Source organism: Micromonospora sp. NPDC023966 (genome assembly GCF_040639095.1).
Lineage (GTDB): Bacteria > Actinomycetota > Actinomycetes > Mycobacteriales > Micromonosporaceae > Micromonospora.
Genome location: NZ_JBEZZJ010000009.1, coordinates 102,088 through 128,171, shown reverse-complemented (window position 1 = coordinate 128,171; position 26,084 = coordinate 102,088). Strand labels below are relative to the sequence as shown.

Below are 26,084 nucleotides of genomic sequence, written 5' to 3'. Positions count from 1 at the left end.
ACCGTGGCGGGCATGCCCTCCCCCGCGCTCACCGCCCTGGACGACGCCGGCCTGCCCTACCGGGTGCTCCGGCACGGCCCGGTGCGGAGCCTCGCCGAGGCGGCGACGGCGCGCGGCGTCGAGGTCCCCGACGTGGTCAAGACGATCGTGGTCCGCCGCGGCGAGGACGACCACCTGTTCGTGCTCACCCCCGGCGACCGGGTCATCTCCTGGCCGAAGCTGCGCCAACTGCTCGGGGTGAGCCGGATGTCCATGCCGGACGCGGAGGCGGCCCGGGCGGCCACCGGCTACGAGCGCGGCACCATCACCCCGTTCGGCGCCACCACCGCCTGGCCGGTGGTCGCCGACGAGCGGCTGCGCGGCCGGGAGATCACCCTCGGCGCGGGCGAGCACGGGGTGGCCGTCGCCCTCGACGCCGACGCCGCCCTCGCCGCGCTCGACGCCACCGTCGCCGACGTCACCGACCCCGAACCGGCCCGCTGAGCGGTGGCCGCCACGCCCCTGCCCGGCATAGCGTTGGGGACATGCCGAAAGCCGTCTGGAACGACCTGGTCGTCGCCGAGAGCGACGACACCGTGCTGGTCGAGGGCAACCACTACTTCCCCCGTACGACCCTGCGCGACGACCTGATCCGCGAGTCCGACACCCACACGGTCTGCCCGTGGAAGGGCACCGCCTCCTACTACACGCTCGAACACGCGGGCGCGACCAGCCCGGACGCGGTCTGGTACTACCCCGACCCCAAGCCGGAGGCCGAGATGGTGCGCGACCGGGTGGCGTTCTGGAAGGACGTCCGGGTCGTCGACTGAGTCACCCCGCGGCCGGGGCGACTGGCTCTCGACGGGCCCGGTGGGCCAGGATGCCCCCATGGCCGACCCACACACCGACCCCTCCGGCACCGTCTACGGCGGCCGCCGGCCGGCCCGCCGCGGGCTGCCGCAGGACCCGCTGATGCGGATCGCGCTGGGCGTCGCCGTGGTCGGCGTACTCCTGGGGGTCTTCTTCGCCACCGGCGTCCTCGGCGGCGGCGGCGACCAGCCGGTGGTGCCGGCGGCGGCCGTGCCGACCCCGGCGGCCAGCGAGTCGAGCCCGGCCGCGGCCACGACGGCGGCCGCCCCCACCACGGCGGCGGCCTCGCCGAGCGCCGCGCCGACCACACCGGCGGCCCCCGCGGCCACCCCGAAGGTGGTCCGCGGCGTGCCCTCCGGGCTCTGCCTCGGGGTGACCGGCGAGGACCCGGAGGGCGCGAACGCCGCGCTGGCCGACTGCACCGGCGGGCCGGAACAGCAGTGGGTGGTCACCCCGGTCGCCGCCGACACCTACGTCCTGGTCAACGCGGCCAGCGGCAAGTGCCTCGACGTGTACGGGCAGGGCACCGACGACGGCACGGACCTGGTGCAGTGGTCCTGCAACGGCCAGGCCAACCAGCAGTGGAAGCTCCAGCCGGCCGGGTCCGGCCCGGTGCTGCTGGTCGCCGTGCACAGCGGCAAGTGCGCACAGGTCGACGACGCCCGCACCGAGGCCGGGAGCCAACTCGAACAGGCCCCCTGCAACGGCGCTCCGGAGCAGCAGTGGGCGGTCGGCTGACCGGTCAGCCCCGGTAGCTCCAGGCCCGGCGGCCGACCGCCACGGGGAGCGCGAACGCCGGCTCGTCGCCGCGGCGGCGCAGCAGCAGCGAGAGCCCGGCCGCGCCGATCGACAGGGCGCCCGCCACGTACCAGGCGGTGGCGTAGTCGCCGAGCCGGTCGCGCACCAGGCCGGCCCCGGTGGCGGCGACCGCCGCGCCGACCTGGTGGGCGGCGAACACCCAGCCGAAGACCACCGCGCCGGACGCGCCGAACCACTCCCGGCACAGCGCCACCGTGGGCGGCACGGTGGCCACCCAGTCCAGGCCGTAGAAGACGATGAAGACCAGCATGCTGGGCCGGGCGGAGCCCGCGAAGAGGCTCGGCAGCACCAGCAGCGAGGCACCGCGCAGCGCGTAGTAGGCGCCGAGCAGCAGCCGGCTGTCCACCCGGTCGGTCAGCCAGCCGGAGGCGACAGTGCCGACGATGTCGAAGAGCCCGACCAGGGCGAGCAGGCCCGCCGCGGTGGTCTCCGCCATGCCATGGTCGTGCGCCGCCGGCACGAAGTGGGTGCCGACCAGGCCGTTGGTGGTCGCGCCGCAGATCGCGAAGCCACCGGCGAGCAGCCAGAACGGCCGGGTCCGCGCGGCGGCGGCGAGCGCGCCGACCGCCCGGGCCGCCGCCCCGCCGGCCGGCGGCGCCGGGGGCACCACCTCGGTCGCGCCGTAGGCGGGCAGGTCGAGATCCGCCGGGTGCTCGCGGAGCAGCCACACCACCAGCGGTACGACCGCCAGCGCGGCCCCGGCCACCACCAGCGCCGCCAGCCGCCAGCCGTGGTCGCGCACCAGCACGGCGACCAGCGGGAGGAAGACCAGCTGGCCGGCGGCCCCGCCCGCGGTCAGCACGCCGGTGACCAGGCCCCGGCGCTTGACGAACCAGCGCCCGGTGACCGTCGCCACGAAGGCCAGCGCCATCGAGCCGGTGCCCAGCCCGACCAGCACGCCCCAGCAGAGGATCAGCTGCCAGCTCGCGGTCATCCCCACGGTCAGCGCGCTGCCCAGGGCGACCAGCACCAGCGCGCCGGCGACCACCCGGCGGATGCCGAACCGGTCCATCAGCGCGGCGGCGAACGGGGCGGTGAGCCCGTAGAGCATGAGGTTGACCGAGACGGCGGCGGAGATGGTCGCCAGGGGCCAGCCGAACTCGGCGTGCAGCGGGTGCAGCAGCACCCCGGGGGTGGCGCGGAAGCCGGCGGCGCCGACCAGGGCGACGAACGAGACGCCGGCCACGAGCCAGGCCGGATGCAGACGGTGTCGGGTCACGCTCCGAGTCTCGGCGGGGCGGGACGACGCGACGAGTGGCCGGAAAGCCATCATGCGCAATAATCGGGCCATGACCCCGCACCGCATCGCCGTCCTCGCCCTCGACGACGTGGTCGGCCTGGACCTCGGCACCCCGGCCCAGGTCTTCGGCACCGCCCGCGCGGCGGACCTGACCCCGCTCTACGCCGTCGAGACCTGCACCCCCGGCGGGCGACCCGTCCGCAGCACCGCCGGCTTCCAGGTGCTCCCCGACCACGGCCTGGAGCTGCTGGACTCCGCCGACACGGTGATCGTCCCCGGCATCCACGCCGGCCCGCCGCTGGCCGACGGCACGCTGGACTCGGAGGTGGCAGCGGCACTGCGGGCAGCCCACGATCGCGGCGCCCGGATCATGTCGATCTGCACGGGCGCCTTCGTGCTGGCCGCCGCCGGCCTGCTCGACGGCCGCCGGGCCACCACCCACTGGGCGTACGCGGACCGCTTCCGCCGGTTCCACCCGGGTGTCGACCTCGACCCGGACGTGCTCTTCATCGACGACGACGGGGTGCTCACCTCGGCCGGGGTGGCCGCCGGCATCGACCTCTGCCTGCACGTCATCCGGACCGACCACGGCAGCGCGGTGGCCAACCGGTCGGCCCGGCGCTGCGTGGTGCCGCCGTGGCGGGAGGGCGGCCAGGCCCAGTACATCGAGCGCCCGGTGCCCCGGACGGCGGAGACCGGCACGGCGGCCACCCGCGAGTGGGCCCGGCAGCGGCTGCACGAGCCGGTCGCGCTGCGCGAGCTGGCCGCGCACGCCCGGATGAGCGTCCGCACCTTCACCCGGCACTTCCGCTCCGAGACCGGGCTCAGCCCGGCGCAGTGGCTGCTCCAGCAGCGCACCGAGCACGCCCGGCTGCTGCTGGAGACCACCGACCTGACCGTCGACCAGATCGCCCGGCACGCCGGCTTCGGCACCACCGCCGCCCTCCGCCAGCACTTCCACTCCCGGGTCGGGGTCGCCCCGACGGCCTACCGCCGCAGCTTCCGCCCCGTCCCCTGACCCTCGGCTGCCTCCGACGCCCGGGACCCGGTGGTTACTCGGCAGCGACTCCGCGCGTGGGGTGGGTCGGTGCGATTGCGGCTCGATGGGGTCAGGCGCGGTGGGGTGGGTCGGTGTGATTGCGGCTCGGCGGGTTCAGGCGAGGTGGGGTTGCCGGCGGAGGGCGCGGAGCTGGGCCAGGTGCATGGGCAGATGGACTCGGGTGTGCAGGTCGAGGGCCCGACCCCAGGGCAGGGACTCATCCACGTCCAGGTCGAAGCCCTCCCGCAGCACGGTGTCGACCGGCGTCTCGGCTGCCGGGCCGAGCCGCTCGGCGAGCGTGCAGAGCTTCTGGCTGGTGGCCCGGAGCAGGGTGGCCAGCCCGTCCAGCCCGCCGCACTCCGAGACCAGCGCGTCGAGCTGCGGCCGGTGGATGGTCTCCAGGTCGTAGTAGGCGAACGGCGAGCCGACCAGCACCGCCTCGGTCGCCTCGCTCATCAGCTCGTCGCTGGCGGCGAGGTGCGCCACGATCTGCTCGGCGCTCAACTCCCCGTCGGGGGGCGGCCCGAACCCGCCCGCGTCCACCTCCGCGAGCACCGACTCGTACGCCCGCCGCAGCGCCGCGGCGTCCACCTCGTCCATGCCCGCATCCAACCCCCGCTCCCGACAACCGCACCGCGGTTACGCCGCCCTCTTCACCCGGACGGGGCGTTTCGCCGCTCTTGATCTCGGCGAGTTGCCGTTCGCTGCTTGCTGAGAGCAAGTCGCCAAGATCCGGAAACGCCGCTGGCCGGCACCCGTGTCGGGGTGCCGGCCAGCGTTGTTTGCTTGTATCAGCTGTTCCAGTTGTGGGCGACGATGTCGGCGGCCTGCCGCTCCCACTGGGCGTAGGCGTCCGGGTAGGCCGAGACCTGCACGGTCTGCGCGGCGTCGGTCAGCGGCATGTCCTGCCAGCCGTCGACCTGCTTCAGACCCTTCAGGAACGCAAGCGTCGAGTACTCGGGGTCGGTGATCTGCTCCGGCGAACCCCAACCGCTCGACGGGCGCTGCTGGAACAGGCCCAGCGAGTCATGGTCATTCTTGTCGCCGAGGTGGCCCAGGTTCTCCAGCTTCGACTCCTGCAGGCTGGTGGCGATCGAGATGACCGCGGCCCGCTCCGGGAGACCGGCCTTCTTCGTCGCGGCGATGATCGCCTTGGCGTTGGCGGTCTGCTCGTCGTTCAGAGCGATCTTCGACTGGGCGCCCTGCACACCGTGCGGGATCAGCTTGTCACCCTGCACCGCCACCGCAGCCGGCTTGCTGTCGTGCACCGGCTCGGCGTGGGCGGCGATCGGACCGGCGAACACACCACCGGTGAAAGCCAGACCAGCAATACCGAGCACGCTCTTACGCAGCATCGTGTTCATGGGGGTTAGCTCCATTCGGGGGTTGGCGCACACACGCCGACGGGGGTCGGCTGGGGGGTGTGCGCAAGCACCGTCAGGCGCTCAAAAAGTCCTTGGGGGGTCGAGCGAAAGTCTTGGGGGATCATCCAGCGCGCGGGGCCGGAGGCCGCTTCGTCGCGCCGGGACCATGTACAACGACCGGCCGCCCACCATCATTCCCGGCTCAGCGCACCGACCTCGGCGGGCAGCCCCTGGGGGCCGGTCACCCCGCTGGGCGGGGCGTCTTCCTCGGCCGTTCACCCGGATACAACGACCCCCGGCCGCCCGCCATTCCGCCGTCAGAGTGCCGCCGACCACCCACGAACCGGACACCCCGCCCAGGCCGACCCCGTCGGTGGAACGCTATGGAGGTCACCGGCCGGCGGAGACATACATGGCGTTCCACTCATCGCCGAAGCACGGGCGGGAACCGGACATTCACCCCAGAACGGGGTCCGCCCCTGGCCTGCCAGCTCGGCAACGGCCCCGCCCACCGGGCGGCCGGCCGAACGGGCGTGATCGACTCCAGATCGCCGAGGTGGGGGCATTAGGCACGCGCTGATACCGCCACCTCGGCGAGCAGGAGTCGATCAAGCAGCCGTGGCGCGGAGGCCCGGCCAGGTGGCGGTGTCCGGCTCACCCGGACACCCCCACCACGCCGAGCAGGAGTGGATCAAGCAGCCGTGCGGCGCGGAGGCGCCCCGCCAAGTGGCGGTGTCCGGCCCACCCGGACACCCACCACGCCGAGCCGGAGTCGATCAAGCAGCCGTGGCGCGGAGGCCCGGCCAGGTGGCGGTGTCCGGCTCACCCGGACACCGCCACCATTCCGAGTCGGAGTGGATCAAGCGGTCAGCGGGGGCCGCGGCGGGCGCGGAGGTAGTCGGAGACGACGTACTCGCCCAGGTCGTCGAGGTCGGGGGTGAACATCCGGCCCTTGGAGCGGCGGGCCACCGCGTCCACGAAGCGGCGCAGGCCCGGGTCGTCGCCGAGCATGAACAGGTTGAGCGTGGCGCCGTACCGGGTCAGCTTGTCCACCTCGCGGATGGTCGCCTCGATGGTTTCCGGCAGCGGCGGCCAGTGGAAGTACGCCTCGCCGTCCTCCGGGTCGAGGTGAGCGGTGGGCTCGCCGTCGGTGACCACCAGCACCACCGGCTCGGCGCCGGGGTGCCGGCGCAGGTGCCGCCCGGCCAGCCGCAGCGCGTGCTGGAGGTTGGTGCCCTGCTCCATGTCCGGCTCTACCGCGGCCAGCTCCTGCTGGGTCAGCGGCATGGCCTCGCGGCCGAACCCGACGATCTGCAGGGCGTCCTGCGGGAAGCGAGTCGCCATCAGGTGCGACAGGGCCAGCGCCGTCTGCTTCATCGGCCCCCAGCGCCCCTGGGAGATCATCGAGTACGACAGGTCGACGCAGAGGGCCACCGCCGCCGACGCCCGCCGCTCGGTCTCCATCACCTCGAAGTCCTCGACCGCGAGCTGCACCGGCACCCCGGGGCCGGCGCGGCGGACCGCGCGGGTGAGGGTGCGCACCACGTCGATGGGCTGCTCGTCGCCGTACTCCCACTGCCGGGAGGCGCCGCTCACCTCGCCGGCCGCGCCCGCGGAGCGCAGGTCGTGCTGGCCGCGAGGACCGGCGGTCAGGTCGGCGAAGACCCGGCGCAGGGCGGTCCCGGCGAGCCGGCGCAGCGCCTTCGGGCTGAGCGTCAGCCCTTCGGCGTCCCGGGTCACCCAGCCCTGCCGGCGCAGCTCGCGTTCCAGTTCCCGCAGCCGGCGTACGTCGTCGGCGGCGTCCCGGCCCAGCGTCCGGGCGACCGCGTCGACGTCGACGTCGTCGAGGGTGGCGCCGGGGTGGTCCTGGTCGAGGGAGTCGAGCAGCTCGTCCAGCTCGGCGATCTCGCCGAGCGCGCCGGTGGCCTCGCCGTAGCCGAGCGGCTGGTCGCCGCGGACCCGTTCGCCGCGCTGCCAGTTCAGGTCGGGGCGCAGCGACCGCAGGTGGGCGTCGAGCTGGGACAGCTCCCCGGCCAACTGCTCGCCGAGGGACTGGCGCATCAGCCCGGCCAGCTCCTCGCGCTGCCGGTCGGAGAGCGACCGCATCAGCCGCTCGCCGGCCGCCGAGCGCCGGGCCAGCACGTCCACCAGCTCGTCGACGTCCTTCGGCCGCTCCGGGAAGAACTCGCCGTGCCGGCGCATGAACTCGGCGAACGCGTCGGTGGTGTCCTCCGACCGGGCGTGCCGGGCGAGCAGGTCGTTGAGGTCGCGCATCATCTCGGCGAGCTGCCGCTGGGTGGCCGGGTCGGCGGCGGCCCGCGCCGCGTCGCGCAGGCCGGCGAAGCGCTGCTCCAGCACGTCGCCGCGTAGCCCGTCGAGGATCCGCTGGTAGCTCTGCCGCGCCTCGTCGCTGGCCCAGTCGTAGCCGGACAGCTCCTCGACGGCCCGGGCGGTCGAGCGGGGCAGGTTGTCCAGCACCGCCTCGGCGAACCGGGCGTCGTCGCCGTCCCGCCCGCGCAGCTCCTCCCGCTCGGCGGCGAGGGCCTGGTCGAGCAGCGCCTGGGCGCGGGTCACCGCGCCGTCCAGGTCGCCCCGGCGCAGCGCCTCCCGGCGCAGCCGGCGGGCCCGGGCGGCCAGGTCGTCCAGGCCGCCCCGCCCCTGCGGTCCGCGTCGCAGCAGGTCGCGCAGCGACTCCCGCAGGCTGCCGCCGGCGAGGACCTCTGCGCCGACCGCGTCCACCGCGGCGCGTACGTCGTACGGCGGGGCGAGCGGGTCGGGCCCGCCGCGCCACTGCCCGTACCGGAACCGGTTGCCGGCCATGGTCAGCCCCGGCCGCCGTAGACGGTGCGCCCGGACTCCGTGACGTCCTTGCCCAGGCGGCGGGTGAGGTGCAGCCCTTCCAGGACGAACTCGATGCCGGCGGCGGCCTCCGCGGGGGTGGGCGCGTCGCCGAGGCCGAGCCGGTCGAGCACCTTGGCCAGCCCAGGCACGGTGCCGACCTGGCGGAGCAGTTCGGCCGAGGAGACCAGCTCGCCGGTCTCGATCTCGCCGCCCTCGGCAACGAGCGCGGTGAACCCGGAGAGGTCCAGCCCGGCCAGCCGGTCCCGGAACGCCTCGGCGGTGGCGGTCCGCAGCAGGTGGCCGAGGACCTCGATCTCCCGCCCCTCCTCACCGCTCTCGAACTCGACCTTGCCGCGCAGGGTGGAGGTCACCGAGACGGCGTCGCCGACCCGGGCGACCGGAGCTTCCTGGGCGGAGGTGGCCAGCAGGCCGGCGCGGCGCAGCGCGGCGGCGGCGACGGTCTCGGCGGCGGCGATGGCGAACCGGGCGGAGACGCCGGAGCGCGGGTCCACGGACGGCGACTCGCGGACGGCGCGGGCGAACCGGGCGAGCACCTCCAGCACGTGCTCGGGGACGGTGGCGACCAGGTCGGCCTCCTGCCGGATCAGGGCCAGCTCCAGCTCCAGGTCGAGCGGGTAGTGGGTGCGGATCTCCGCGCCGAAGCGGTCCTTGAGCGGGGTGATGATCCGGCCCCGGTTGGTGTAGTCCTCCGGGTTGGCGCTGGCCACCAGGAGCAGGTCCAGCGGCAGCCGGAGCTGGTAGCCGCGGACCTGGATGTCCCGCTCCTCCAGCACGTTGAGCAGCGCCACCTGGATCCGTTCGGCCAGGTCGGGCAGCTCGTTGACGGCGAAGACGCCCCGGTTGGTGCGGGGCACGAGTCCGAAGTGGATGGTCTCCGGGTCGCCGAGGGTACGCCCCTGGGCGAGCCGGATCGGGTCGACGTCGCCGATCAGGTCGCCGACGCTGGTGTCCGGGGTGGCGAGCTTCTCGCCGTACCGCATCGAGCGGTGCAGCCAGCCGATCGGCAGGTCGTCGCCGCGCTCGGCGACCAGGGCGCGGGACGCCGGGGTGAGCGGGTGCATCGGGTGCTCGTTGAGCACCGAGCCGGGGATCACCGGGGTCCACTCGTCGAGCAGCGCGCCGAGCGAGCGGATCAGCCGGGTCTTGCCCTGGCCGCGTTCGCCGAGCAGCACCATGTCGTGGCCGGCGAGCAGGGCCCGCTCGACCTCGGGCAGCACCGTGTCCTCGTAGCCGACGATGCCGGGGAAGCGCTCCTCGCCGGCGCGCATCCGGGCGAGGAGGTTGTCGCGGAGTTCCTGCTTGACCGTGCGGTAGTCGTGGCCGGAGGCCCGCAGCTCGCCGAGCGTGCCGGGCAGGTCGACGGGCGGGACCGGGGGAACCTGGTTGGGCGCAGTCACCCGACCCACGCTATCTCGGCCGGGTGACCGCGCGCCGCCTTCCGGACGGCCGGACCGTCACGGACGGGGGTCGGGCCGCCCGCAGCGGGCGCAGGCGCCCCGCCGCCGCAGGTGGTACGCCAGGGTGGCCGCCCCGAGCGCGACGCCCCAGAGGGGCCAGAGCAGCATCGGCGCCGAGGCGAGGCTGAACCCGCCGGTCATCCGCCAGAAGTCAGGGTTGCTCATCAGCCCGAGCGTGGCCGCCGTCACCGACACCGCGACCAGCGTCGCGGGGACGACCGCCAGCCTGATCGGCACCCGCCGGCCGGCCAGACCCACCATCCAGCGGGGGAACCGCTCGCCCCAGGGGCGGACCAGCCCGAGGGTGAGGATCGCCCCGACGGTGGCGAATCCGCCCAGCCCTGCCCCGGCCCAGACCAGCCCGGTCTCCTGCATCTCGGCGAGGAAGTCCCGGGAGATGCCCAGCGGGATGCCGGCCGCCCAGGCGAACCGGGTGAGGGCGTAGCAGAACGGGATGACGGCGGCGGTGTAGGCGGCCCAGCGCCCCCAGCGGGCGACCGACGCGGGTGAAATCCAGCCCCGCTCGTCGTCGTCCCGCCCGCAGGCCGAGCAGGCACCGGCGGTCCGCCGCTGCCAGAGCAGCAACGCCCCGGCCAGCAGGAGGCCGCCGACGAGCGCGGCGCACCGGGCGGCCAGCGGCCAGTCGAAGACCTGCCCGTAGTCGACCGGCGGCCAGCCGAACGGTGCGCCGATGATCAGCATCGGCAGGTAGCCGAGCACGACCAGCACCCGGGCGTCCGGGACGACCACGGTCAGCGCGAAGGCGACCGCCCAGCCGTAGCCGAGCAGCAGCGTGCGGGGCAGGCCGGGCCGGCGTACCGTCGCCGGGCCGCTCATGGCGAGCGCCGCGACCGCCGCGAGCAGCAGCACCCCGGCGAGGAGTGGGGCGCCGACGTCCACCGGCACCAGCCGGAGCAGGCTGACGTCGCCGCCGTGCGGGTCGTTGGCGCCGAACGGGTAGCCGACGCCGGTCAGCGTCGAGAACAGGGCGAGCACGCCCCAGCCGCCGAGCCAGGCGGCGGCGAGCGGGGCGGCCAGGTCGAGCCGCGTCCGGGCGGCCCGAGGGGGTGGGGAAACGGTCGTTGTCGTCATGCCCTCAGCCTCGGCCGGCCGGGCCTCGGATCCCTCCCGCGCCGGGGTGGACCGCCTCCCCCACCGGAGGGAGCGGTCAGCCGGTCGGCACCACGAAACCCGACTCGTACGCGGCGATCACCGCCTGGGTCCGGTCGCGCACGCCCAGCTTGGCCAGCACGTTGCCGACGTGCGTCTTGACCGTCTCCACGCCGACCACCAGCCGGTCGGCGATCTCCGGGTTGGACAGCCCGGAGGCCATCAGCCGCAGCACCTCGCCCTCCCGCTCGGTGAGCCGGGCCGCCCGCAGCCCGTCGGAGCCCCGGCCGCCGTACGCGCCGGCGAGCCGGCGGATCGCCGCCGGGAACAGCAGTGACTCGCCGGCCGCCACCACCCGGATCGCCTCCACCACCTCGGCCGGGCGGGCCCGCTTGAGCAGGAAGCCGCTGGCGCCGGCGCGCAACGCCTCGTAGACGTACTCGTCGTTGGCGAACGTGGTGACCACCAGGACCCGGGGCGGGTCGGCGGAGGCGGCCAGCAGCCGCCGGGTGGCCTGGATGCCGTCGATGGCGGGCATCCGGACGTCCATGAGCACCACCCGCGGGCGCAGCTTCGCCACCAGCGGCGGCACCTCGGCGCCGTCCGCGGCCTCGCCGACCACCCGCAGGTCCGGCTGGGCGTCCACGATCGCCCGCAGGCCGACCCGGATCAGCTCGTCGTCGTCGACGATCAGCACGTCGATGGTCACCCGGTCTCCCCCCTCGGCGCCGGCAGGGTGGCCCGGACCCGCCAGCGGTCGCCCTCCGGGCCGGCGGTGAGCTGCCCGCCGAGCAGCAGCACCCGCTCCCGCATGCCGTCCAGGCCGCGCCCGCCGCCACCCGGCCCGGTGGTGCCGCGCAGCCCGTTGACCAGCTCGATCTCCAGACCTCCATCGGGTAGGGCCACCCGCAGTTGCACCGGCCCCCGGCCGTGCCGGGCCGCGTTGGTCAGGCTCTCCTGCACGATCCGGTATCCCTCCCGGGACACCACGGCGGGCAGGTCGGCCAGCGCCCCGCTGACCCGGGAGTCCACGGCCAGCCCGGCGGCCCGGGTGTCGGCGACCAGCCGGTCCAGCCCGTCCAGGGTGGCCTGCGGCACGGTGGGTGCGGGCGCCCGCCCGTCCTCGGTCTCCCGGAGCAGCCCGAGCACGTGGTCCAGGTCGTCCATGGCGCGGCGGCTGGTCTCCTCGATGGCGCGCAGCGCCCGCCGGGTGAAGTCCGGGTCGGTGTCGAGCAGCTCGCGGGCGGCGCCGGCCTGGAGGGTCGCCACGGTCAACGCGTGCCCCACCGAGTCGTGCAGCTCGCGGGCCAGCCGGTTGCGCTCGGCCAGCCGGGCGGACCGGGCCTCGAGGGCGGCGATCCGCTCGGCCTGCGCCGGGCCGAGCAGCACCGGGGCCATCGAGGCGGCGAGTGCGCCGAGCCCGGCGACCGCGTAGCCGAGCGCGACCAGCAGGGCCAGCCCGGCCAGTCCCGCCGTGACCGGGTGGCCCGGGTCGAACGGGCCGAAGCGGTCGTCGGGGGTGGCGCCGGTGTCCACGCCGACCAGCCCGGCGAGGAAGACCAGCGCCATCGGGAACGCGCTGATCGCCGCGAACAGCAGCAGCGCACCGGTGAGCAGGTGCAGCGCGATCCAGAGCGCGGCACGCAACCGGGTCTCCCGGTCGATCCGGTGGCCCGGGGCGGGCTCGGGCAGGTCGGCCGCGAGCAGCGCCCGGGCGGCGGCGATCTCCAGCGCCCGGCTGCCGGCCAGGAACACCGGCACGGCGGCGAGCACGGCGGCCACCAGCAGCAGCCCGACACCGACCGGGCGGGGCACGTCGCCGGTGCCGAGCAGTTGCGCGAACGCCGCGGTGAGCAGCGCGTACGGCAGGGCGAGCACCCCGCCGAGGAGCAGGAACACAGCGCGCCGCCAGGTGCTCCCGCGCACCAGCGGCGCCAGCACGACCGGGACCGTCACCCGGTCATTCTGCCGCCGGTAGCGGTCCGCCGACTCCCCCGCAACGGGGAGATCCGATCAGCGGTGCTCCTGGACGTACTTCTCCGGGTCCTTGTCGCGGAAGGGCAGGTTGCGCCCGTTCTTGTGCTCGCCGTAGAACCTCAGCCAGCGCGCCCCCAGCTCGGCCCGCAGCTCGACGCCGGCGTGCCGGCGGAAGTCGGGCAGCGCCTCGTCCTCCTCCTCGGCCAGGTGCTCGCTGTTCTCCCGGCGGGCCCGCCCGACCGCCGCCCACCAGGCGTCCGAGCCGACCTCGTGCAGCTTCGACTCGGCGATGGCGTCGCGGATCTTGTTGTGGTCGCCGATGGCGTCCTCGGTCTCCTCCGCGCCGTCGTCGCCGTGCTTGACCAGGTGCGGGTAGAGGATGGCCTCCTCCGCCTCGGCGTGGATGTCCAGGTGCAGGGCGAGCGCCTCCCAGATGGCCAGCAGTTCGGCCGGCTCGCGGGCGTCGTCGAGGCGGGCGAAGCCGCGGCGGAAGGCGGCGTGGTCGTCGAGGATCAGTGCGGTGATGTCGTCCATGGTGGTCACTTCCCGATGCGGGCGCGGATCATCTTGGGTACGGCGGCCAGCCCGGTGAGCGGGCGGAACGCGTGGGCGGCGGTGACCAGCGCGGCGTACTCGTCGTCGGCCAGGTCGATCTCGGCGGCGGCCGCGTTGCGCTCCATCTGCTCCACCCCCGACGCGCCCGGGATGGCCACCACGGTGGGGTGGCGGAGCAGGTACGCCAGGGCGATCTGGCTGGGCGTGGCGTCGTGCGCGTCGGCCACCTCGCGCAGGGTGGCGATCAGTTCGGTGCCGCGGTCCAGGTTCTCCGGCAGGAAGTACGGGTTGGCCCGCCGGACCGCCCCGGCGGGCGGGTTCCTGGCGTCGTACCGGCCGGAGAGGAAGCCCTGCCCCAGCGGGCTGTACGCGATGACGATCCGCCCGGCCTGCTCCGCGTACGGGATCAGGTCCTTCTCGGGGCCGCGGTCGACCATGCTGTAGCGGACCTGGTTGCTGAGCACCCGGCGGCCCAGCGCGGCCTCGGCGAACCGCCAGCGGCGCAGGCTGTAGTTGCTGACCCCGACCTCGCCGACCAGTCCGACGTCCTGGAGCGCGCGCATCCCCCGCATGGTGGTGGTGTCGGCGACCACCGGGTTGGGCTGGTGCACCTGGTAGAGGTCGATGCCGGTGACGCCGAGCCGGGCGGCCGAGGCGACCGCCCGCTGCTGTACCACCGGCGCGAGCGGCAGCACCGGAAAGATCTTGCTCGCCACCACGACCTTGGCCCGGTCGTCGCCGAGCGCCGCGCCGAGGATGCGCTCGCTGCGGCCGAAGCCGTAGATCTCGGCGGTGTCGAAGAGGGTGACGCCCAGGTCGAGCGCCCGACGGACGATCTGGGCCGCCCGGCGTTCGTAGTCGGGGCCGTAGCCCCACTCGCGCGAGCCGAACTGCCACGTGCCGAGGCCGATCTTGGAGATGGGCTTGGGGGTGTCGAGCGGGACGTAGCGCATGGACTCGAAGCTACCCAAGCCGGCGGAGCGGCACGCCCGTTCCGGCGGGCACCGGCCGGGAGGCGCCACCTCCGCTCCGACCCGGGCGCCGGCCCGCGACTAGGGTCGAGGACGTGACCTACCTCGCCAGCGAAGACCGTTACGACTCGATGATCTACCGGCGCAGCGGCCGGAGCGGCCTGCGCCTGCCCGCCATCTCGCTCGGGCTGTGGCACAACTTCGGGCCGGACCGGCCGTACGAGCGGCAGCGGGACATCGTCCGGCGCGCCTTCGACCTCGGGATCACCCACTTCGACCTGGCCAACAACTACGGCCCGCCGCCCGGCGCCGCCGAGGAGAACTTCGGCCGGCTGCTCGCCACCGACCTGAAGCCGTACCGGGACGAGCTGGTCATCTCCAGCAAGGCCGGCTATCTCATGTGGCCCGGCCCGTACGGCGAGTGGGGCTCGCGCAAGTACCTGATCTCCTCGCTGGACCAGTCGCTGCGCCGGATGGGGCTCGACTACGTCGACATCTTCTACTCGCACCGGTTCGACCCGGACACCCCGCTGGAGGAGACGATGGGCGCGCTGGACGCCTCCGTCCGCTCCGGCAAGGCGCTCTACGTCGGCATCTCCAACTACAACTCGGAGCAGACCGCCCGGGCCGCCGAGATCCTCCGCGAGCTGGGCACGCCGCTGCTGATCAACCAGCCGTCGTACTCGATGCTCAACCGCTGGACCGAGGCCGACGGGCTGCTGGACACGCTGGAGCAGGCCGGTGCCGGCTGCATCGCCTACAGCCCGCTGGCGCAGGGCCTGCTCACCGACCGCTACCTGGGCGGCATCCCGGCCGACTCCCGGGTGCGGACCAGCGTCTTCCTCAACGAGAGCGACCTCAGCGAGGAGAAGATGGCCACCATCCGCGGGCTCGCCGCGGTCGCCGAGCGGCGCGGCCAGAGCCTGGCGCAGCTCGCGCTGGCCTGGGCGCTGCGCGACCCGCGGATGACCAGCCTGATCATCGGGGCGAGCAGCGTGGCCCAGCTGGAGGGGAACGTCGCCGCGCTCAACAACCTCGACCTCGGCGTCGACGAGCTGGCCGAGATCGACCGCTACCTGGGCTGACGCCCGGTGGTCACCAGATCCGGCGACGGCCGGCGCGGTGGCTGCGGACGCCGCACGGCCGGCCGGCACATTGCCGGCCCGCCGCAGCCGCAGCGTCACCAGGGCCGCGAGCAGCACGATGAGCCCGGCCGCCGCGCCGACCACCAGCGGCCGGGGGAAGCCGGTGTCGGTCACCGCCGCCACCGGCACCCCCGCCGCCGGGTCGCCGGCCCCGCCGCCGGTCGCGGCCCTCGGCACGGCACGCGGGGCCGCCGCGCTCGCCGGGGGCGGCGCCGACCGGCCGGTACGCGGCGCGGACGCCGCACCGCCGGAGGGCGACCGGTACACCACGTCGGAGCAGGAGTAGTAGGTGTCCTGGGTGTTGGAGTTCTGCCAGATCGTGTAGATGATGTGCCGCCCGGTGCGCCCGGCCGGTAGCCGCCCCGGCATCTGGTAGGCGCCGTCCCGGATCGGCGGGTCGGTGACCGTGAGGAACGGCTTCTCCTCCAGGTCGGCCCAGGTCAGCGGCCGGGTCGGGGCGTACGAGCCGGTGGTGGCGTAGAACCGGAACGTGCCCTTGTGCGGGATCGTGGTGCGGTAGCGGAAGGTGTACCGGGCGCCGGCCGTGAGCGTGGTGGCCGGCCAGTCGGTCCGGGGCAGGTCCAACCCCCGGTACGCCGACAGCCCGCCGTCGCACAGTTCCCCGTCGGGGATGCGTCCCCGGTCCCGCCCGTCGATGCGGGCCACCCGGATGTTGTCCCACTCCCGCACGGCGGCCCCGGCGGCGATCGCGGCCCGGCAGGCCGGCGTGTCCGCCCGGCCACCCTCCGGACCGCAGGCCGCGGCCCGGCTCAACGGGCTGGTGGGGGCACCGTGCGCGTTCGCCGGCACGCCGGTGAGCAGCAGGGTCGCGGCGACGGCGGCGAGCGCGGCGAGCGTTCGGCGTACGGCCATGTCATCGACCTCCCGGGCACTGGTACGGGCGCGGGGCGGCAAAGGTTCGATCGGCGCGTCGGTGCGCCGCCCTCCACGGCCGGCTCCGCGTGCTGACTGAACGGACGGTCGGGGCGGCGGCGGACCGGGGTCGGGCCCTACAGTGGCGGCACCCCGTATCAAGGAGCGTGCGTGTCCGAGCCGCCAGAGACGCCAGATTCACCCCGACCCGCCCCGGCGGCCGGGGACGGTCCGACCGACTTCCCGCCGCACCTGCTCGTGATGCCCGACGTGGCGGGCGCGCCGCCCGCGGTGCCCTGGCCCGGCCCCGAAGGGCAGCCCGCCTGGGCGATCCCGGTGGTCGTGCCGCCCGGCACCCGCGGCTACGCGCTGTTCGTGCCGCTGGTGCCGGTGGCCGAGGGACAGCCCGCGGCGGTCCCCGCGCAGCCTGCCGCGCCGCGGCTGATGGTCCCCGCGCCGGGCGTGCCCGCCCAGGCCACCCCGCCGGCCGTCGAGAGCCCCGGCGCGACCGATCCGGCCGCCGGCGCGACCGGGCCGACGACCGCAGCCCCCGCAACGGGCGCGGTCGTTGAAGCCACGGTGCCCGGCCGGGCGCGAGCGGGTGAGGAACCGCCGGTGGCGCCCGCGTCCGATGACGGCGAGACCGGCACGGTGACCGACGGCGCCACCACGCCGGCCGGGCCGCCCACCGCCGAGGCCGAGCCGGCACCGGCCGAACCGCAATCCGCTCCCACCCCGGCGCCGCCGGCCGCCGCGACCCGGGCCGCCGAGACGACGGCCACCGGCACGACCGCGCCCCCGCCCGCCGCAGGCCCGGTCCAGCCGCCCGCCGCAGGCCCGGTTCAGCCGCCCGCCGCGCGCCCTGCCCAGCCAGCCGCCACGGGCCCGGTCCAGCCGCCCGCCGCGGGCCCGGCGCCAGCCGTCGCTCCGCCGTATCCCGGTGCGGGGCACGGGATGCAGCCCTGGGGCGGCTACCCGCCCGCGCCCGGCTGGACGCCCCGGCCACGGACGCCCCGGACCTCGTTCCTCGGCGCGCGCTGGCCCGGGCCGAAGCAGGCCACCGGCCGGGCGGTCCCGCTCGCGGTGCTGGCCGGCGCGCTCGGCATCGCGTTCTTCGTGCCGCTGAGCCGGGTCGGCATCGGCTGGTTCCTGGGCTGGCTCACGCTGACCCTCGGCGTGCTGGTCGCCGTGCGCCGGCGTACCGCCGGACTGCCCCGCGCCGAGCGCCTGATCCGCGGCGGGTGGGCGGCGGCGGCACTGGTTCTGCTCGCCGTGCTGGCCTTCCGCAACGCCTGGTGGCTGGTGACGTTCTGCGTGCTCGGCGCGCTGGGCTGCGCCACCCTCGCGATCGTCGGCGGGCGGCTGGTGCGCTCGATCCTGTTCGGCCTGCTCGCCGCACCGTTCGCGGCGTTCCGCGGCCTGCCCTGGGTGCGGCGGCACGTCACCGCCTCCCCCGAGGCCGGGACGGTCCGCAAGGTCACCGGCTCGGTGGTCGCCACCGTGCTGGTGCTGTTGGTCTTCGGCAGCCTGCTCTCCTCGGCCGACGCGGCCTTCTCCGAGGTGCTGAACGCCGTCGTGCCCGAGATCAACGTCGGTACGGTGTTCCGCTGGATCTTCCTGGCCGCGGTCGGCGGGCTGATCGCCGTCGCGGCGGTCTACACCCTGGCCGCTCCGCCCGACCTGTCCACCGTGGACCGGCCGAGCACCCGCCGGCTCGGCGTGCTGGAGTGGGCGCCGGCCATCGGGGCGCTGACGCTGCTGTTCGCCGGCTTCGTGATCGTGCAGTTCACCGTGCTCTTCGGCGGCCAGCGGCACGTGCAGAAGGTCGCAGGGCTGAGCTACTCCGAGTACGCCCGCAGCGGTTTCTGGCAGCTCCTCTTCGTCACCCTGCTGACCCTGGCCGTGCTGGGCGGGGTGAGCCGCTGGGCCAGCCGCGAGCGGCCGGTCGAGCGCATGCTGCTGCGCGTCCTGCTGGGCCTGCTCAGCGCGCTCAGCGTGGTGATCGTGGTGTCCGCGCTGTCCCGGATGTGGACCTACCAGAAGGTCTACAGCTTCACCGGCGAGCGGATCTTCGTGATGGCGTTCGAGCTGCTGCTCGGCGCGGTCTTCCTGATGATCCTGGCCGCCGGCGTGCGGTGGCAGGGCAAGTGGATCCCGGGCACCACGGTGGCGCTGGCCGTGGCGATGCTGCTCGGCCTGGCCGTGCTGAACCCCGAGGACTACGCGGCGAAGCGCAACATCCTCCGGTACGAGCAGACCGGCAAGATCGACGCCTGGTACCTGCGGGCGCTCTCGGCCGACGCCACGCCCGCTCTGACCGAGCTTCCCGACCCGGTACGCCGCTGCACGCTGAGCTGGATCGCCGACGACCTCGAGGAGTCCGACCCCTGGTATGCCTGGAACCTGGGCCGGCACCGGGCCCGCCAGGCCCTCGACCGGGTCGGGCCGGGCGCGATCGGCGGCCCGAAGGACTGCCGTCGGGCCGACCAGTTCGACCTGCCCAAGTCCCGCCGGTGATGCCGCCGGCCGGGCCGCGCAACGCCGTGGCCCGGCCGCCGGCACACCTTGCGCGTCCGCGAACGTTCACGGCCCCCTCACGTCAGGGCCACGACCGACACCGAACCCGCACCTACCCTCATGGCCGAGCGGGGCATGCGCCTGCCGAAGGCGTACCAGCCGCGCTGAGCCCCGGTGGAGGCGTCGGGGGCGGGCGCCTCCCCCGTCCGGCCCTGTCAGGCCGGGCCGCCCCCGAAGCCGATCTCGTTGCCGTCCGGGTCGCGGAAGATCGCCTTGCGGACCCCGTTGTCGTAGGTCTCGCGCTCGGCCGGCGTCAGGCCGCGCTCGGCGATCCGGGCGAGGCGGGCGTCGAGGTCGTCGACGAAGACGGTGTGCATGGCGTGCCCGGCGTGCTCGGGCCGCACCTCGATGAACAGGTACCGGTGCTCGGCGAGCTCCCACACCGCCTCGGTGTCGTTCGGCAGGAACGCCGGCGGGGCGCCGAGGAGTCGCTCGTACCAGGCCACCGCCGCGCGGTAGTCACGGACGGGCAGGCCCGCGAACAGATCTACGGTCATAAGGCCATGCTAGGGATGAGGCAGGGCCTCCACCGCACCCGCGAACTGGTGTAGAGAAGAGCCCGTGCCGCTGACGTTCCCCTCACACGCCGCGCTGCCGCTGCCGCTCAAGCTCTGGCGGCCCGGCTGGTTCGACGGGGTGGCCCTCGTCGTCGGCTCGGGCGCGCCGGACCTCGCGTACGCCCTCGACGGCTCGGGGCTGCCCGTGTTCCCGCTCTCCCACCAGCCAGCCGGGCTGGTGCTGTTCTGCCTGCCCGTGACGCTGCTCTGCGCGGCGCTCGTACGCCGGGCCGCGCCGGCCGTCGCCGCCCACCTGCCGTCCCGGCCCGCCGCGCTGGCCCTGCGCGACTACGGCCTGCTGGGCGTGTCCCGGCCCCGCCTGGCGGTCAGCGCTCTCTCGGCCGTGCTCGCGGCCGCGACCCACCAGGCGTGGGACCGCCTGACCGAGCACGCGCCGCTGTTCGACTGGGCCTCGACCGTGCTCGGCGCGCTGGCCGCGCTGGCCCTCGCCGGGCACATCGGGCGTCGCGGGCTGCTGCGGGCGTGGCACGGCGAGCCGCCGTCCGCTCCGGCGCGGCCCGGGCTGTTCTGGACCGTCGCGGTCGCGGTGACCGCCGCCGGGGCGGTGATCGCCGCGCGGCTACCGGGCGCGTTCCTGCGGCACACCACCGGGGCCCGGCTCATCGGGGCGCTGGCACTCGGCCTAATGGCCGGCGCTGCCGCGACCGGACTGCTCGGACGGCCGCGGCCGTCATCCGCCGTCAGGGCAGCTGCGGATCTGCCAGCAGCACCACCCGATCCGCTGCCACGTCGAACCCCAGCACCGGATGCGGGTAGTCGCCCTCGGGAGACATCAGGACCGGTTTTCCGAGCCGACGGCCGATGACGGCGAGGAACCCACACAGCAGGTCGAGCCGTTCCTGACCTTGCAACTCCCGCAGGTCGACGTCGAAGTCGATCTCGACCGCCGCGTACATGCGGAAGATCGCCAGGACTCCGGGGTCGGGCCACACCCGCAGGCTCGGGCACTCGGCCCCCGGCGGTCGGGCCAGCACGTCGGCTGCCGGCGGAAGCGGCAGGACCGTGTCACCCTCCGCGTATTCCCACGCCCAGCCCTGCGTATGGACAAGGTCGAACACCGCCTGCCAGTCCTCCACCGAAGCGCCTTCGACGCGCAGGTCCGGCAGGGAACCCATCAGGCCCGGGTCGAAGAAGTTCTTGACTTCCTCCCACACGAGGTCGGGCACCCCGTCATACTGCCGCGTTTCGGGCCGGCCGGTTGCCTACAGATGTGCTGAGACGATGGCAATCTAAGCGCAGGACCCTCGCCATCCCGTCTGCCATCGACCCGCCCTTCTGGGGAGCGGGCCGCCGCCCGGCCCGCCACGTCAAGCGGACCTTGACGTGACCCGCCGACGGAGCCCCGGCCATCCTGGAGCCGGAGCGCGCCCGCCGGAGGCGCATTGACCGCAACCCCGCGACTGCCGCTAGCTCGCCGACGCGGCCGGCGTGCGCTCCCCTACGCCGCGCGGGCTCGTGGCCGCGCGGCCCGGCCGGCTGCCGGCCAACACTCCACCAGTCCACGACCTGTCGTTCTGCGGCGGCCCCTTGGGCTCCTCGCTTCCGCGCCAGCCGCCGGGCGTGTTGCGTGGCCGGAGTCGGAGCGCCAGCGGAGCGACGGACGCGCGCCCAGGCGGCGGCGCGTGCGGCCCGTCAAGGGCCGCCTTGAAGACGTACAGAAACGTTGAACAACTTCGCCGGCAGCCGTTGTCCGGTCTCGGAACCTGCGTGACACATCGGTATCAGGACCTGCGTGACACTCCGCCGAGTGTTAGGTGGAGATGGCGTGATGGAACAGCAGTACCAGGCCGTCCGAGACGTGCTGGCCCGCCATCGCCTACCGGGCCTCGCTTCAGCTCGCCGCAATCCTCATTCGTCGGCGAGGCTGACGAAGGGAAGGTGGGTATCAGTCGTAGAAGAACCGCTCGAGATCCTCGATGGACCCCGGTCCGGTCAGGAACCCCTCGGCCTTGGCGATCTCATCCTCGGGTGGCGGCCTACCCCCTCGAAGGAGCTGCTTCATCCACTGCTCTCCCTGCTCGCCGACCGCATAGATGCCGGACAGCAGCTCGGCCATGCCCGCAGGACGCGGCGGCCGCTGCCCGACGACGGGCTGGAGTTCCCACCCACCAGCGCGGGCAGCCAACCGGATCACCCCGGCCCAGTTGGCGATCCGCCCAATACGCACGTGCCACAGGTCCTCGGTGAACGGGGCCAGCCGCCCACCGTGCAGTGCGTTGGTGGCGGCCCTGATGTCCTCAATTACCTGCCGCTCCAAGGCATCGCGGACCCAGCGCCCTTCCTGGGCTTCTTCGATAGCGACGGAAAGCCACTCCCAAGCGCCGTCGAACCGGTCCCCGCATGCATCCACGCCTACAGGCTGCCATCCGCGGCGTTGTCGTCCCTCAAAGGGAGCCGTCTAGAGGAAGCCGAGCTGACGCGCCGCATCCTGGTGAACCGACACGAGTTCAGCAAGCCGGATCGGCTTGCGCGACACCGCCGAGAGATCCTTGCCCTCCCTGGTCCACGGCGGCGGCCAGGCGCTGATCCCCTGATCCAGAGCAACGCTGGCCACCTCGGCTTCCCACCCCGCCCACCGCAAGCCCTCATAGAACTGAGTCATGGCGCCGGCGAGCATCGCCTCCAGCCAGTCGCCATAGCCAAGCTCGAGATCCTGCCAAGCCAGGTCCTCCGGGCCGAAGTAGTGCACAGTCGGCCTTACACCCGGCTCCGCCTGCGACCACACGAACTGGCCGCCCATCACATCGAAAGCGACGACCAGACGACCAGCCCCGGGAACCATCTCGGCCGCCACATCCGGCAGCCCGTCGTGCCCGCCCCCGAGCACCCGAAGCCAACCGTGATCGACCACCAGCCCCCCACTGTTGGCAACCACCGCCCCGAGCCACGACCTGGTCGTGATCTCCAAGGCCGCCAGGCAGGCTGCCGCCTGCTGAGGATCGGCAGGCAGCACCTCCACCGGATACGGGGCCGCCGCCGCCAACGCCGAAATCTCGGACCACGCAGACTGTTCCACCCCCTCAGCCTCGCAGGAGGATCAACCCATGCGACTCTGAGGGCCTGCCGCAAACAACAAGATTGTCTAGCCGGACGTGTCACCCACCTCCCGAGACTGATCTGTCACGCAGGTCCTGAAACCCGACATCGCCGGCAGCCGGTGGCCTGTAGGCGTCCCAGCGGGGCTTTCGAAGGTCCCGTCGTGGTTTAGTGTCGCGCCCGTGGATGGAAAGCGGGCCCGACGGTGGGCGCTGGCGGTGCTCGTCCCTCTGGTCCTGGTGGCGTCCGGCGTCTTCGTGCTGCGGTGGCTGTCGGTGCCCGACGCGCCGAAGCTGCCCGAGCCGTTCCGGGAGCAGCTGGCAGCGCGCGTGGTGGACATAATCGAGCACGACTCGACCTTCGACGGGGGGCACGATCCCGATGCGCGGCCGGTCTGCGCCGCCTCGGTGTTCGGGGTGGCGCCGGACTCGGCTGACACCGTCGACGAGGTCCGCACGATTTACACGCTGGCGTTCTGCCAGTACCTCCCCAAGGCCGACATCGGGAAGGGACCTGGCATCGACCTCGGCTTGCTCAGCGGCGTGTCGATGCCGATCGCCCTGCACCTGGGACCGCCGGTCACCCATCAGGAGCCGGAAGAGGGAGAAGGGGTGTACGCGGACAGCATCCGGCGGATCTTTCCGAAACCCCTACAGGAGGCTGCATTCAACGCCGCACCCGACCCGGCAATGAACAACGCGGTCGACGACCGCATCATGCGCCTGCTGTCCTCGCCGATGCCCTCGCCCTCCCACTCCTGACACCCAACGTCCGGCATCAGTCCGTCACGCATCAAGTGGAGCCCGACATCACCGACGGCCGGCCGGTTCGTACGTGCGTTCGACTAGGCTGGTGCGGGTGGAGGTACGCGGGCGGTGGTGGAACGGCGCTTGGGGTCGCATGGCCCGGCGCGACATCTGGTTTGTCTCTGACGGCCGGCTCTGGCGAGTCCGTGGCCGCCTCGGTGGCGACGGCGGGCAGGAGGTCTCACACGACTTCGAGGATGAGGCATCCGCTCGCTCGATGGTCGATCGGATGATGAAGACCTCGGCCGGCACCTGGCGGGATCTCACGGAGGCGGTCCGGCAGGAGGCAAGCCGCCGGCAGATCCACTAGCTCCGGCGGCGGGCGCGCCGTTAGAGGCCGTGCACGCGCAGGTGCTCCAGGAAGGATCTGGTGAGCTTTCCAACGCTGCCTTGCCCTTCTCACGGGTGCCAAGTGATGGACGCCCAATGACTCCGCTGGTGGTGTAAGCGCCCATGCCTAGCGTCAACAGGTGCGGCCGGTCATCCGCTAGCCAGTCCGCGGTTTCGTTGCCGTCGCGAACGAGGTGCGGTGCGACGTGAAGCAGCAGGGAGGTCTCCAATTCACCACCGTGCATGTCCTCGTGGTTGCCGGTCTCCATGCCTGAGTCTCGGCGGGCCTTGATCCAGTCATGGGGCTGGGGATACAGGCTCATCGTCGGCCCGTTGGCCGCCGCGGACACGTGGCGACACTTGCCGTGCGTCTCGGAGCGCCGCCGTGCTGAGTCCGATCGCGCGGTCGAATCTCCTGCCGAAGGTTCGCCTCCACGACCTGCGGCACACGGCCGCCACGCTGCTGCTCGCCCAGGGTGTACCGGCCCGAGTGCTCATGGAACTCCTTGGTCACTCCCAGATCGGCGTCACCATGAACATCTACAGCCACGTCATGCCCACGCAACTCGTACAGGCGGCGGGAGCGATGGAGGACGCGCTGTGGGGCGAGGGGAACTAGCCTTGCCTACTCGGTTGCCTACTTCCGGCTCTGAATACGACGAAGGGCGTCCGTCATCGCTGACGAACGCCCTGATCGCTAAGGGTGGAGCCGAGGGGACTCGAACCCCTGACCCCCACACTGCCAGTGTGGTGCGCTACCAGCTGCGCCACGGCCCCTTGCGGTCGTCCCCGGTCGCCCGGGCACGGAGAGAACTATACACACGCCGGTCGGCATGGTCATCTCGCGGGTCCCCCCGGCCGGTGCCTCAGTTCAGGGCCACATCCGGCGGGAAGTGGGCGACCGCCGCCATCATGCCGCCCTGCCGGCGCAGCACCATCGGCCAGAGGTCGTCCGGGCGGTCGACGAACGCGTCGCCGGGGAGGGCGTCGAGCACGAACCAGGACCCGTCCTCGATCTCCCGCTCCAGCTGCCCGGCGCCCCAGCCGGAGTAGCCGGCGAAGACCCGGATCCCGCCGACGGCGTCGCGCAGCTTCTCCGGGTCGACCGAGAGGTCGACGGTGCCGACCGCGCCGGAGACCCGGTGGAAGCCCTTCACCGGCTTGATCGGGTGGCGCATCCGGGCCAGGCAGATCGCCGAGTCGGGCTGCACCGGGCCGCCCTCGAAGAGCACCGCGGGGTGTCGGGCCAGGTCGCTCCAGTCGCCCAGGACGTCGGCCACCGGGACCTCGGTGGCCCGGTTCAGCACCACGCCGAGGGCCCCGCCGGCCTCGTGCGCGACCAGCAGCACGACCGTGCGGTCGAAGTTCGGGTCCTTCAGCGCAGGCGTCGCGACCAGCAGCCGCCCGGTCATGGAATCCATGGCTCGGCCACCGATCGCCTGTCCCTCACCCTGCATGTCCGACACCCGTCAGCCGTACGCAGCGACCAGCCGCGCTGTCAACGCCATGCAAGGCACCATAGCCTGCGGTCCGCCCGCTGGCTAAGGTCTGACCGGCGGGTGATCGCGACGGATCGAGGGAGGGCCGAATGGCGGCTACGGCCGAACTGGCGGTGATCGGCGGGTCAGGTCTCTACGCCCTGCTCGACGGGGCCACCGAGCACGTGCTGGAGACGCCGTACGGCGCGCCGTCGGACCCGGTCACCATCGCCGAGGTGGGCGGCCGGCGGGTGGCGTTTCTGCCCCGGCACGGGCGCGACCACCGCTACCCGCCGCACCTGATCCCCTACCGGGCCAACCTCTGGGCGCTGCGCTCCCTGGGCGTACGCCAGGTGCTGGCGCCGTGCGCGGTCGGCGGGCTCCGGCCCGAGCTGGGCCCGGGCACGTTCGTGGTGCCAGACCAGCTCATCGACCGCACCAGCGGGCGGGCCCAGACCTACTACGACCACGGCGCGGTGCACGTGTCGTTCGCCGACCCGTACTGCCCGGCCGGGCGGCGGACGCTGCTCGACGCGGCGGCGGGGCGGGGCGTGCCGGCGGTGGACGGCGGGACGGTCGTGGTGGTCGAGGGGCCACGCTTTTCCACCCGCGCGGAGTCGCGCTGGTTCGCCTCGATCGGCGGCACGGTGGTCAACATGACCGGCCACCCCGAGGCGGTGCTCGCCCGCGAGCTGGCCCTCTGTTACACCTCGATCGCCCTGGTCACCGACCTGGACGCGGGCGTCGAGGCGGGCGGGTCGGTCACCCAGGAGGAGGTCTTCCGGGTCTTCGCGGAGAACACCGACCGGCTGCGCGGCGTGCTCCTGGACGCGGTCGCGGCGCTGCCCACCGAGCGGGATTGCCCGTGCGGGCAGGCGCTGGACGGGATCAAGCTCCCGTTTCCCCTGCCCTGAGCGCCGGGAAGCGCCCGAAAAGTCGACCTCGGCCCGATAGATTCGGCTGGTCGGGGAACTGATCACCGGGCCGTCTCCGGCAGGTGCGGGGGACGGGAGGCAGC

25 protein-coding genes, 1 tRNA gene and 3 pseudogenes are annotated in these 26,084 nt (G+C 73.9%); 11 read left to right on the top strand and 18 right to left on the bottom strand.

Annotated elements, in window-relative coordinates; genetic code table 11:
* Positions 1-12: 12 nt before the first annotated feature.
* Genes AB0F68_RS15205 through AB0F68_RS15195 form a run of 3 tightly spaced genes read left to right on the top strand, consistent with a single transcriptional unit; the run spans position 13 to position 1,587 of the window.
* Complete coding sequence (locus tag AB0F68_RS15205) at positions 13-483, top strand: YbaK/EbsC family protein (RefSeq protein WP_357337615.1); 471 nt, start codon at positions 13-15, stop codon at positions 481-483.
* Positions 484-524: 41 nt separating this feature from the next.
* Positions 525-809 (top strand): DUF427 domain-containing protein, encoded by a 285-nt coding sequence (locus AB0F68_RS15200; protein ID WP_357337611.1) that lies wholly within the window; start codon positions 525-527, stop codon positions 807-809.
* Between the two features lie 58 nt (positions 810-867).
* Complete coding sequence (locus tag AB0F68_RS15195) at positions 868-1,587, top strand: RICIN domain-containing protein (RefSeq protein WP_357337603.1); 720 nt, start codon at positions 868-870, stop codon at positions 1,585-1,587.
* Positions 1,588-1,591: 4 nt separating this feature from the next.
* On the opposite strand, the gene AB0F68_RS15190 is transcribed toward AB0F68_RS15195, so the two are convergent.
* Positions 1,592-2,887, bottom strand: a complete 1,296-nt coding sequence (locus tag AB0F68_RS15190) for an MFS transporter (protein ID WP_357337601.1) — start codon at positions 2,885-2,887, stop codon at positions 1,592-1,594.
* Positions 2,888-2,939: 52 nt separating this feature from the next.
* On the opposite strand from AB0F68_RS15190, the gene AB0F68_RS15185 reads away from it, so the two are divergent.
* On the top strand, positions 2,940-3,926 hold the full coding sequence (locus tag AB0F68_RS15185; protein WP_357337599.1) for a helix-turn-helix domain-containing protein: 987 nt from the start codon (positions 2,940-2,942) through the stop codon (positions 3,924-3,926).
* 135 nt (positions 3,927-4,061) lie between these two features.
* On the opposite strand, the gene AB0F68_RS15180 is transcribed toward AB0F68_RS15185, so the two are convergent.
* The 9 genes from AB0F68_RS15180 to AB0F68_RS15140 form a co-directional block, all read right to left on the bottom strand.
* The gene (locus tag AB0F68_RS15180; RefSeq protein ID WP_357337801.1) at positions 4,062-4,538 is read right to left on the bottom strand and encodes a hypothetical protein; all 477 of its coding nucleotides are present in this window, start codon (positions 4,536-4,538) and stop codon (positions 4,062-4,064) included.
* Positions 4,539-4,738: 200 nt separating this feature from the next.
* Entirely contained in the window at positions 4,739-5,311 is a 573-nt protein-coding gene (locus tag AB0F68_RS15175; RefSeq protein ID WP_357337595.1) for a hypothetical protein, read from the bottom strand.
* Between the two features lie 867 nt (positions 5,312-6,178).
* Positions 6,179-8,131, bottom strand: coding sequence for a VWA domain-containing protein (locus AB0F68_RS15170; protein WP_357337581.1), 1,953 nt, complete (start codon positions 8,129-8,131; stop codon positions 6,179-6,181).
* Between the two features lie 2 nt (positions 8,132-8,133).
* Entirely contained in the window at positions 8,134-9,579 is a 1,446-nt protein-coding gene (locus tag AB0F68_RS15165) for a magnesium chelatase (RefSeq protein WP_357337579.1), read from the bottom strand.
* Between the two features lie 48 nt (positions 9,580-9,627).
* Positions 9,628-10,722 (bottom strand): hypothetical protein, encoded by a 1,095-nt coding sequence (locus AB0F68_RS15160; RefSeq protein WP_357337577.1) that lies wholly within the window; start codon positions 10,720-10,722, stop codon positions 9,628-9,630.
* A gap of 76 nt (positions 10,723-10,798) precedes the next feature.
* Complete coding sequence (locus AB0F68_RS15155; RefSeq protein ID WP_357337573.1) at positions 10,799-11,449, bottom strand: response regulator transcription factor; 651 nt, start codon at positions 11,447-11,449, stop codon at positions 10,799-10,801.
* Positions 11,446-12,696: a histidine kinase gene (locus tag AB0F68_RS15150; protein ID WP_357337571.1), complete on the bottom strand. Its 1,251-nt coding sequence runs from the start codon at positions 12,694-12,696 to the stop codon at positions 11,446-11,448. The genes AB0F68_RS15155 and AB0F68_RS15150 overlap by 4 nt, the downstream gene beginning before the upstream one ends.
* A gap of 57 nt (positions 12,697-12,753) precedes the next feature.
* A complete protein-coding gene (locus AB0F68_RS15145) occupies positions 12,754-13,251 on the bottom strand; it encodes a hemerythrin domain-containing protein (protein ID WP_357337798.1) in 498 nt (165 codons plus the stop codon).
* Positions 13,252-13,256: 5 nt separating this feature from the next.
* Positions 13,257-14,225, bottom strand: coding sequence for an aldo/keto reductase (locus AB0F68_RS15140; RefSeq protein ID WP_357337568.1), 969 nt, complete (start codon positions 14,223-14,225; stop codon positions 13,257-13,259).
* Positions 14,226-14,338: 113 nt separating this feature from the next.
* Here AB0F68_RS15140 and mgrA point away from each other — a divergent pair, with 113 nt between their 5' ends.
* Both mgrA and AB0F68_RS15130 read left to right on the top strand, forming a co-directional pair.
* Positions 14,339-15,328 (top strand): L-glyceraldehyde 3-phosphate reductase, encoded by a 990-nt coding sequence (mgrA, locus tag AB0F68_RS15135; RefSeq protein WP_357337554.1) that lies wholly within the window; start codon positions 14,339-14,341, stop codon positions 15,326-15,328.
* A 37-nt stretch (positions 15,329-15,365) separates the two neighbouring features.
* Positions 15,366-15,674, top strand: a complete 309-nt coding sequence (locus tag AB0F68_RS15130) for a hypothetical protein (protein ID WP_357337546.1) — start codon at positions 15,366-15,368, stop codon at positions 15,672-15,674.
* A 41-nt stretch (positions 15,675-15,715) separates the two neighbouring features.
* Here AB0F68_RS15130 and AB0F68_RS15125 read toward each other — a convergent pair.
* Positions 15,716-16,261: pseudogene (locus AB0F68_RS15125) on the bottom strand (lytic polysaccharide monooxygenase); the annotation flags it as partial.
* A gap of 171 nt (positions 16,262-16,432) precedes the next feature.
* Here AB0F68_RS15125 and AB0F68_RS15120 point away from each other — a divergent pair.
* Complete coding sequence (locus tag AB0F68_RS15120) at positions 16,433-18,778, top strand: DUF4153 domain-containing protein (RefSeq protein WP_357337543.1); 2,346 nt, start codon at positions 16,433-16,435, stop codon at positions 18,776-18,778.
* Between the two features lie 215 nt (positions 18,779-18,993).
* Here AB0F68_RS15120 and AB0F68_RS15115 read toward each other — a convergent pair whose 3' ends face one another.
* Positions 18,994-19,335 (bottom strand): VOC family protein, encoded by a 342-nt coding sequence (locus AB0F68_RS15115; RefSeq protein WP_357337540.1) that lies wholly within the window; start codon positions 19,333-19,335, stop codon positions 18,994-18,996.
* 64 nt (positions 19,336-19,399) lie between these two features.
* On the opposite strand from AB0F68_RS15115, the pseudogene AB0F68_RS15110 reads away from it, so the two are divergent.
* Positions 19,400-19,771: pseudogene (locus AB0F68_RS15110) on the top strand (DUF4184 family protein); the annotation flags it as partial.
* Between the two features lie 325 nt (positions 19,772-20,096).
* Here AB0F68_RS15110 and AB0F68_RS15105 read toward each other — a convergent pair.
* From AB0F68_RS15105 to AB0F68_RS15095, 3 genes are all read right to left on the bottom strand, one after another.
* Positions 20,097-20,582: a hypothetical protein gene (locus AB0F68_RS15105; protein ID WP_357337537.1), complete on the bottom strand. Its 486-nt coding sequence runs from the start codon at positions 20,580-20,582 to the stop codon at positions 20,097-20,099.
* Positions 20,583-21,301: 719 nt separating this feature from the next.
* Positions 21,302-21,766, bottom strand: a complete 465-nt coding sequence (locus tag AB0F68_RS15100; RefSeq protein WP_357337534.1) for a hypothetical protein — start codon at positions 21,764-21,766, stop codon at positions 21,302-21,304.
* 48 nt (positions 21,767-21,814) lie between these two features.
* Positions 21,815-22,432: a DUF2625 family protein gene (locus AB0F68_RS15095; RefSeq protein ID WP_357337531.1), complete on the bottom strand. Its 618-nt coding sequence runs from the start codon at positions 22,430-22,432 to the stop codon at positions 21,815-21,817.
* 202 nt (positions 22,433-22,634) lie between these two features.
* Here AB0F68_RS15095 and AB0F68_RS15090 point away from each other — a divergent pair, with 202 nt between their 5' ends.
* Complete coding sequence (locus tag AB0F68_RS15090; protein WP_357337528.1) at positions 22,635-23,213, top strand: hypothetical protein; 579 nt, start codon at positions 22,635-22,637, stop codon at positions 23,211-23,213.
* A 479-nt stretch (positions 23,214-23,692) separates the two neighbouring features.
* Here the strand turns inward: AB0F68_RS15090 and AB0F68_RS15085 are convergent.
* A pseudogene (locus AB0F68_RS15085) lies at positions 23,693-23,857 on the bottom strand (creatininase family protein); the annotation flags it as partial.
* 116 nt (positions 23,858-23,973) lie between these two features.
* Here AB0F68_RS15085 and AB0F68_RS15080 point away from each other — a divergent pair.
* A complete protein-coding gene (locus AB0F68_RS15080) occupies positions 23,974-24,207 on the top strand; it encodes a tyrosine-type recombinase/integrase (RefSeq protein WP_357337526.1) in 234 nt (77 codons plus the stop codon).
* Positions 24,208-24,292: 85 nt separating this feature from the next.
* Here AB0F68_RS15080 and AB0F68_RS15075 read toward each other — a convergent pair.
* Positions 24,293-24,365 (bottom strand) — tRNA-Ala (locus AB0F68_RS15075).
* 89 nt (positions 24,366-24,454) lie between these two features.
* Positions 24,455-25,045: a YqgE/AlgH family protein gene (locus tag AB0F68_RS15070; RefSeq protein WP_357337517.1), complete on the bottom strand. Its 591-nt coding sequence runs from the start codon at positions 25,043-25,045 to the stop codon at positions 24,455-24,457.
* A gap of 131 nt (positions 25,046-25,176) precedes the next feature.
* Between AB0F68_RS15070 and AB0F68_RS15065 the strand changes: the two genes are divergently transcribed.
* On the top strand, positions 25,177-25,980 hold the full coding sequence (locus tag AB0F68_RS15065) for an S-methyl-5'-thioadenosine phosphorylase (protein ID WP_357337515.1): 804 nt from the start codon (positions 25,177-25,179) through the stop codon (positions 25,978-25,980).
* The last annotated feature ends 104 nt before the right edge of the window (positions 25,981-26,084 follow it).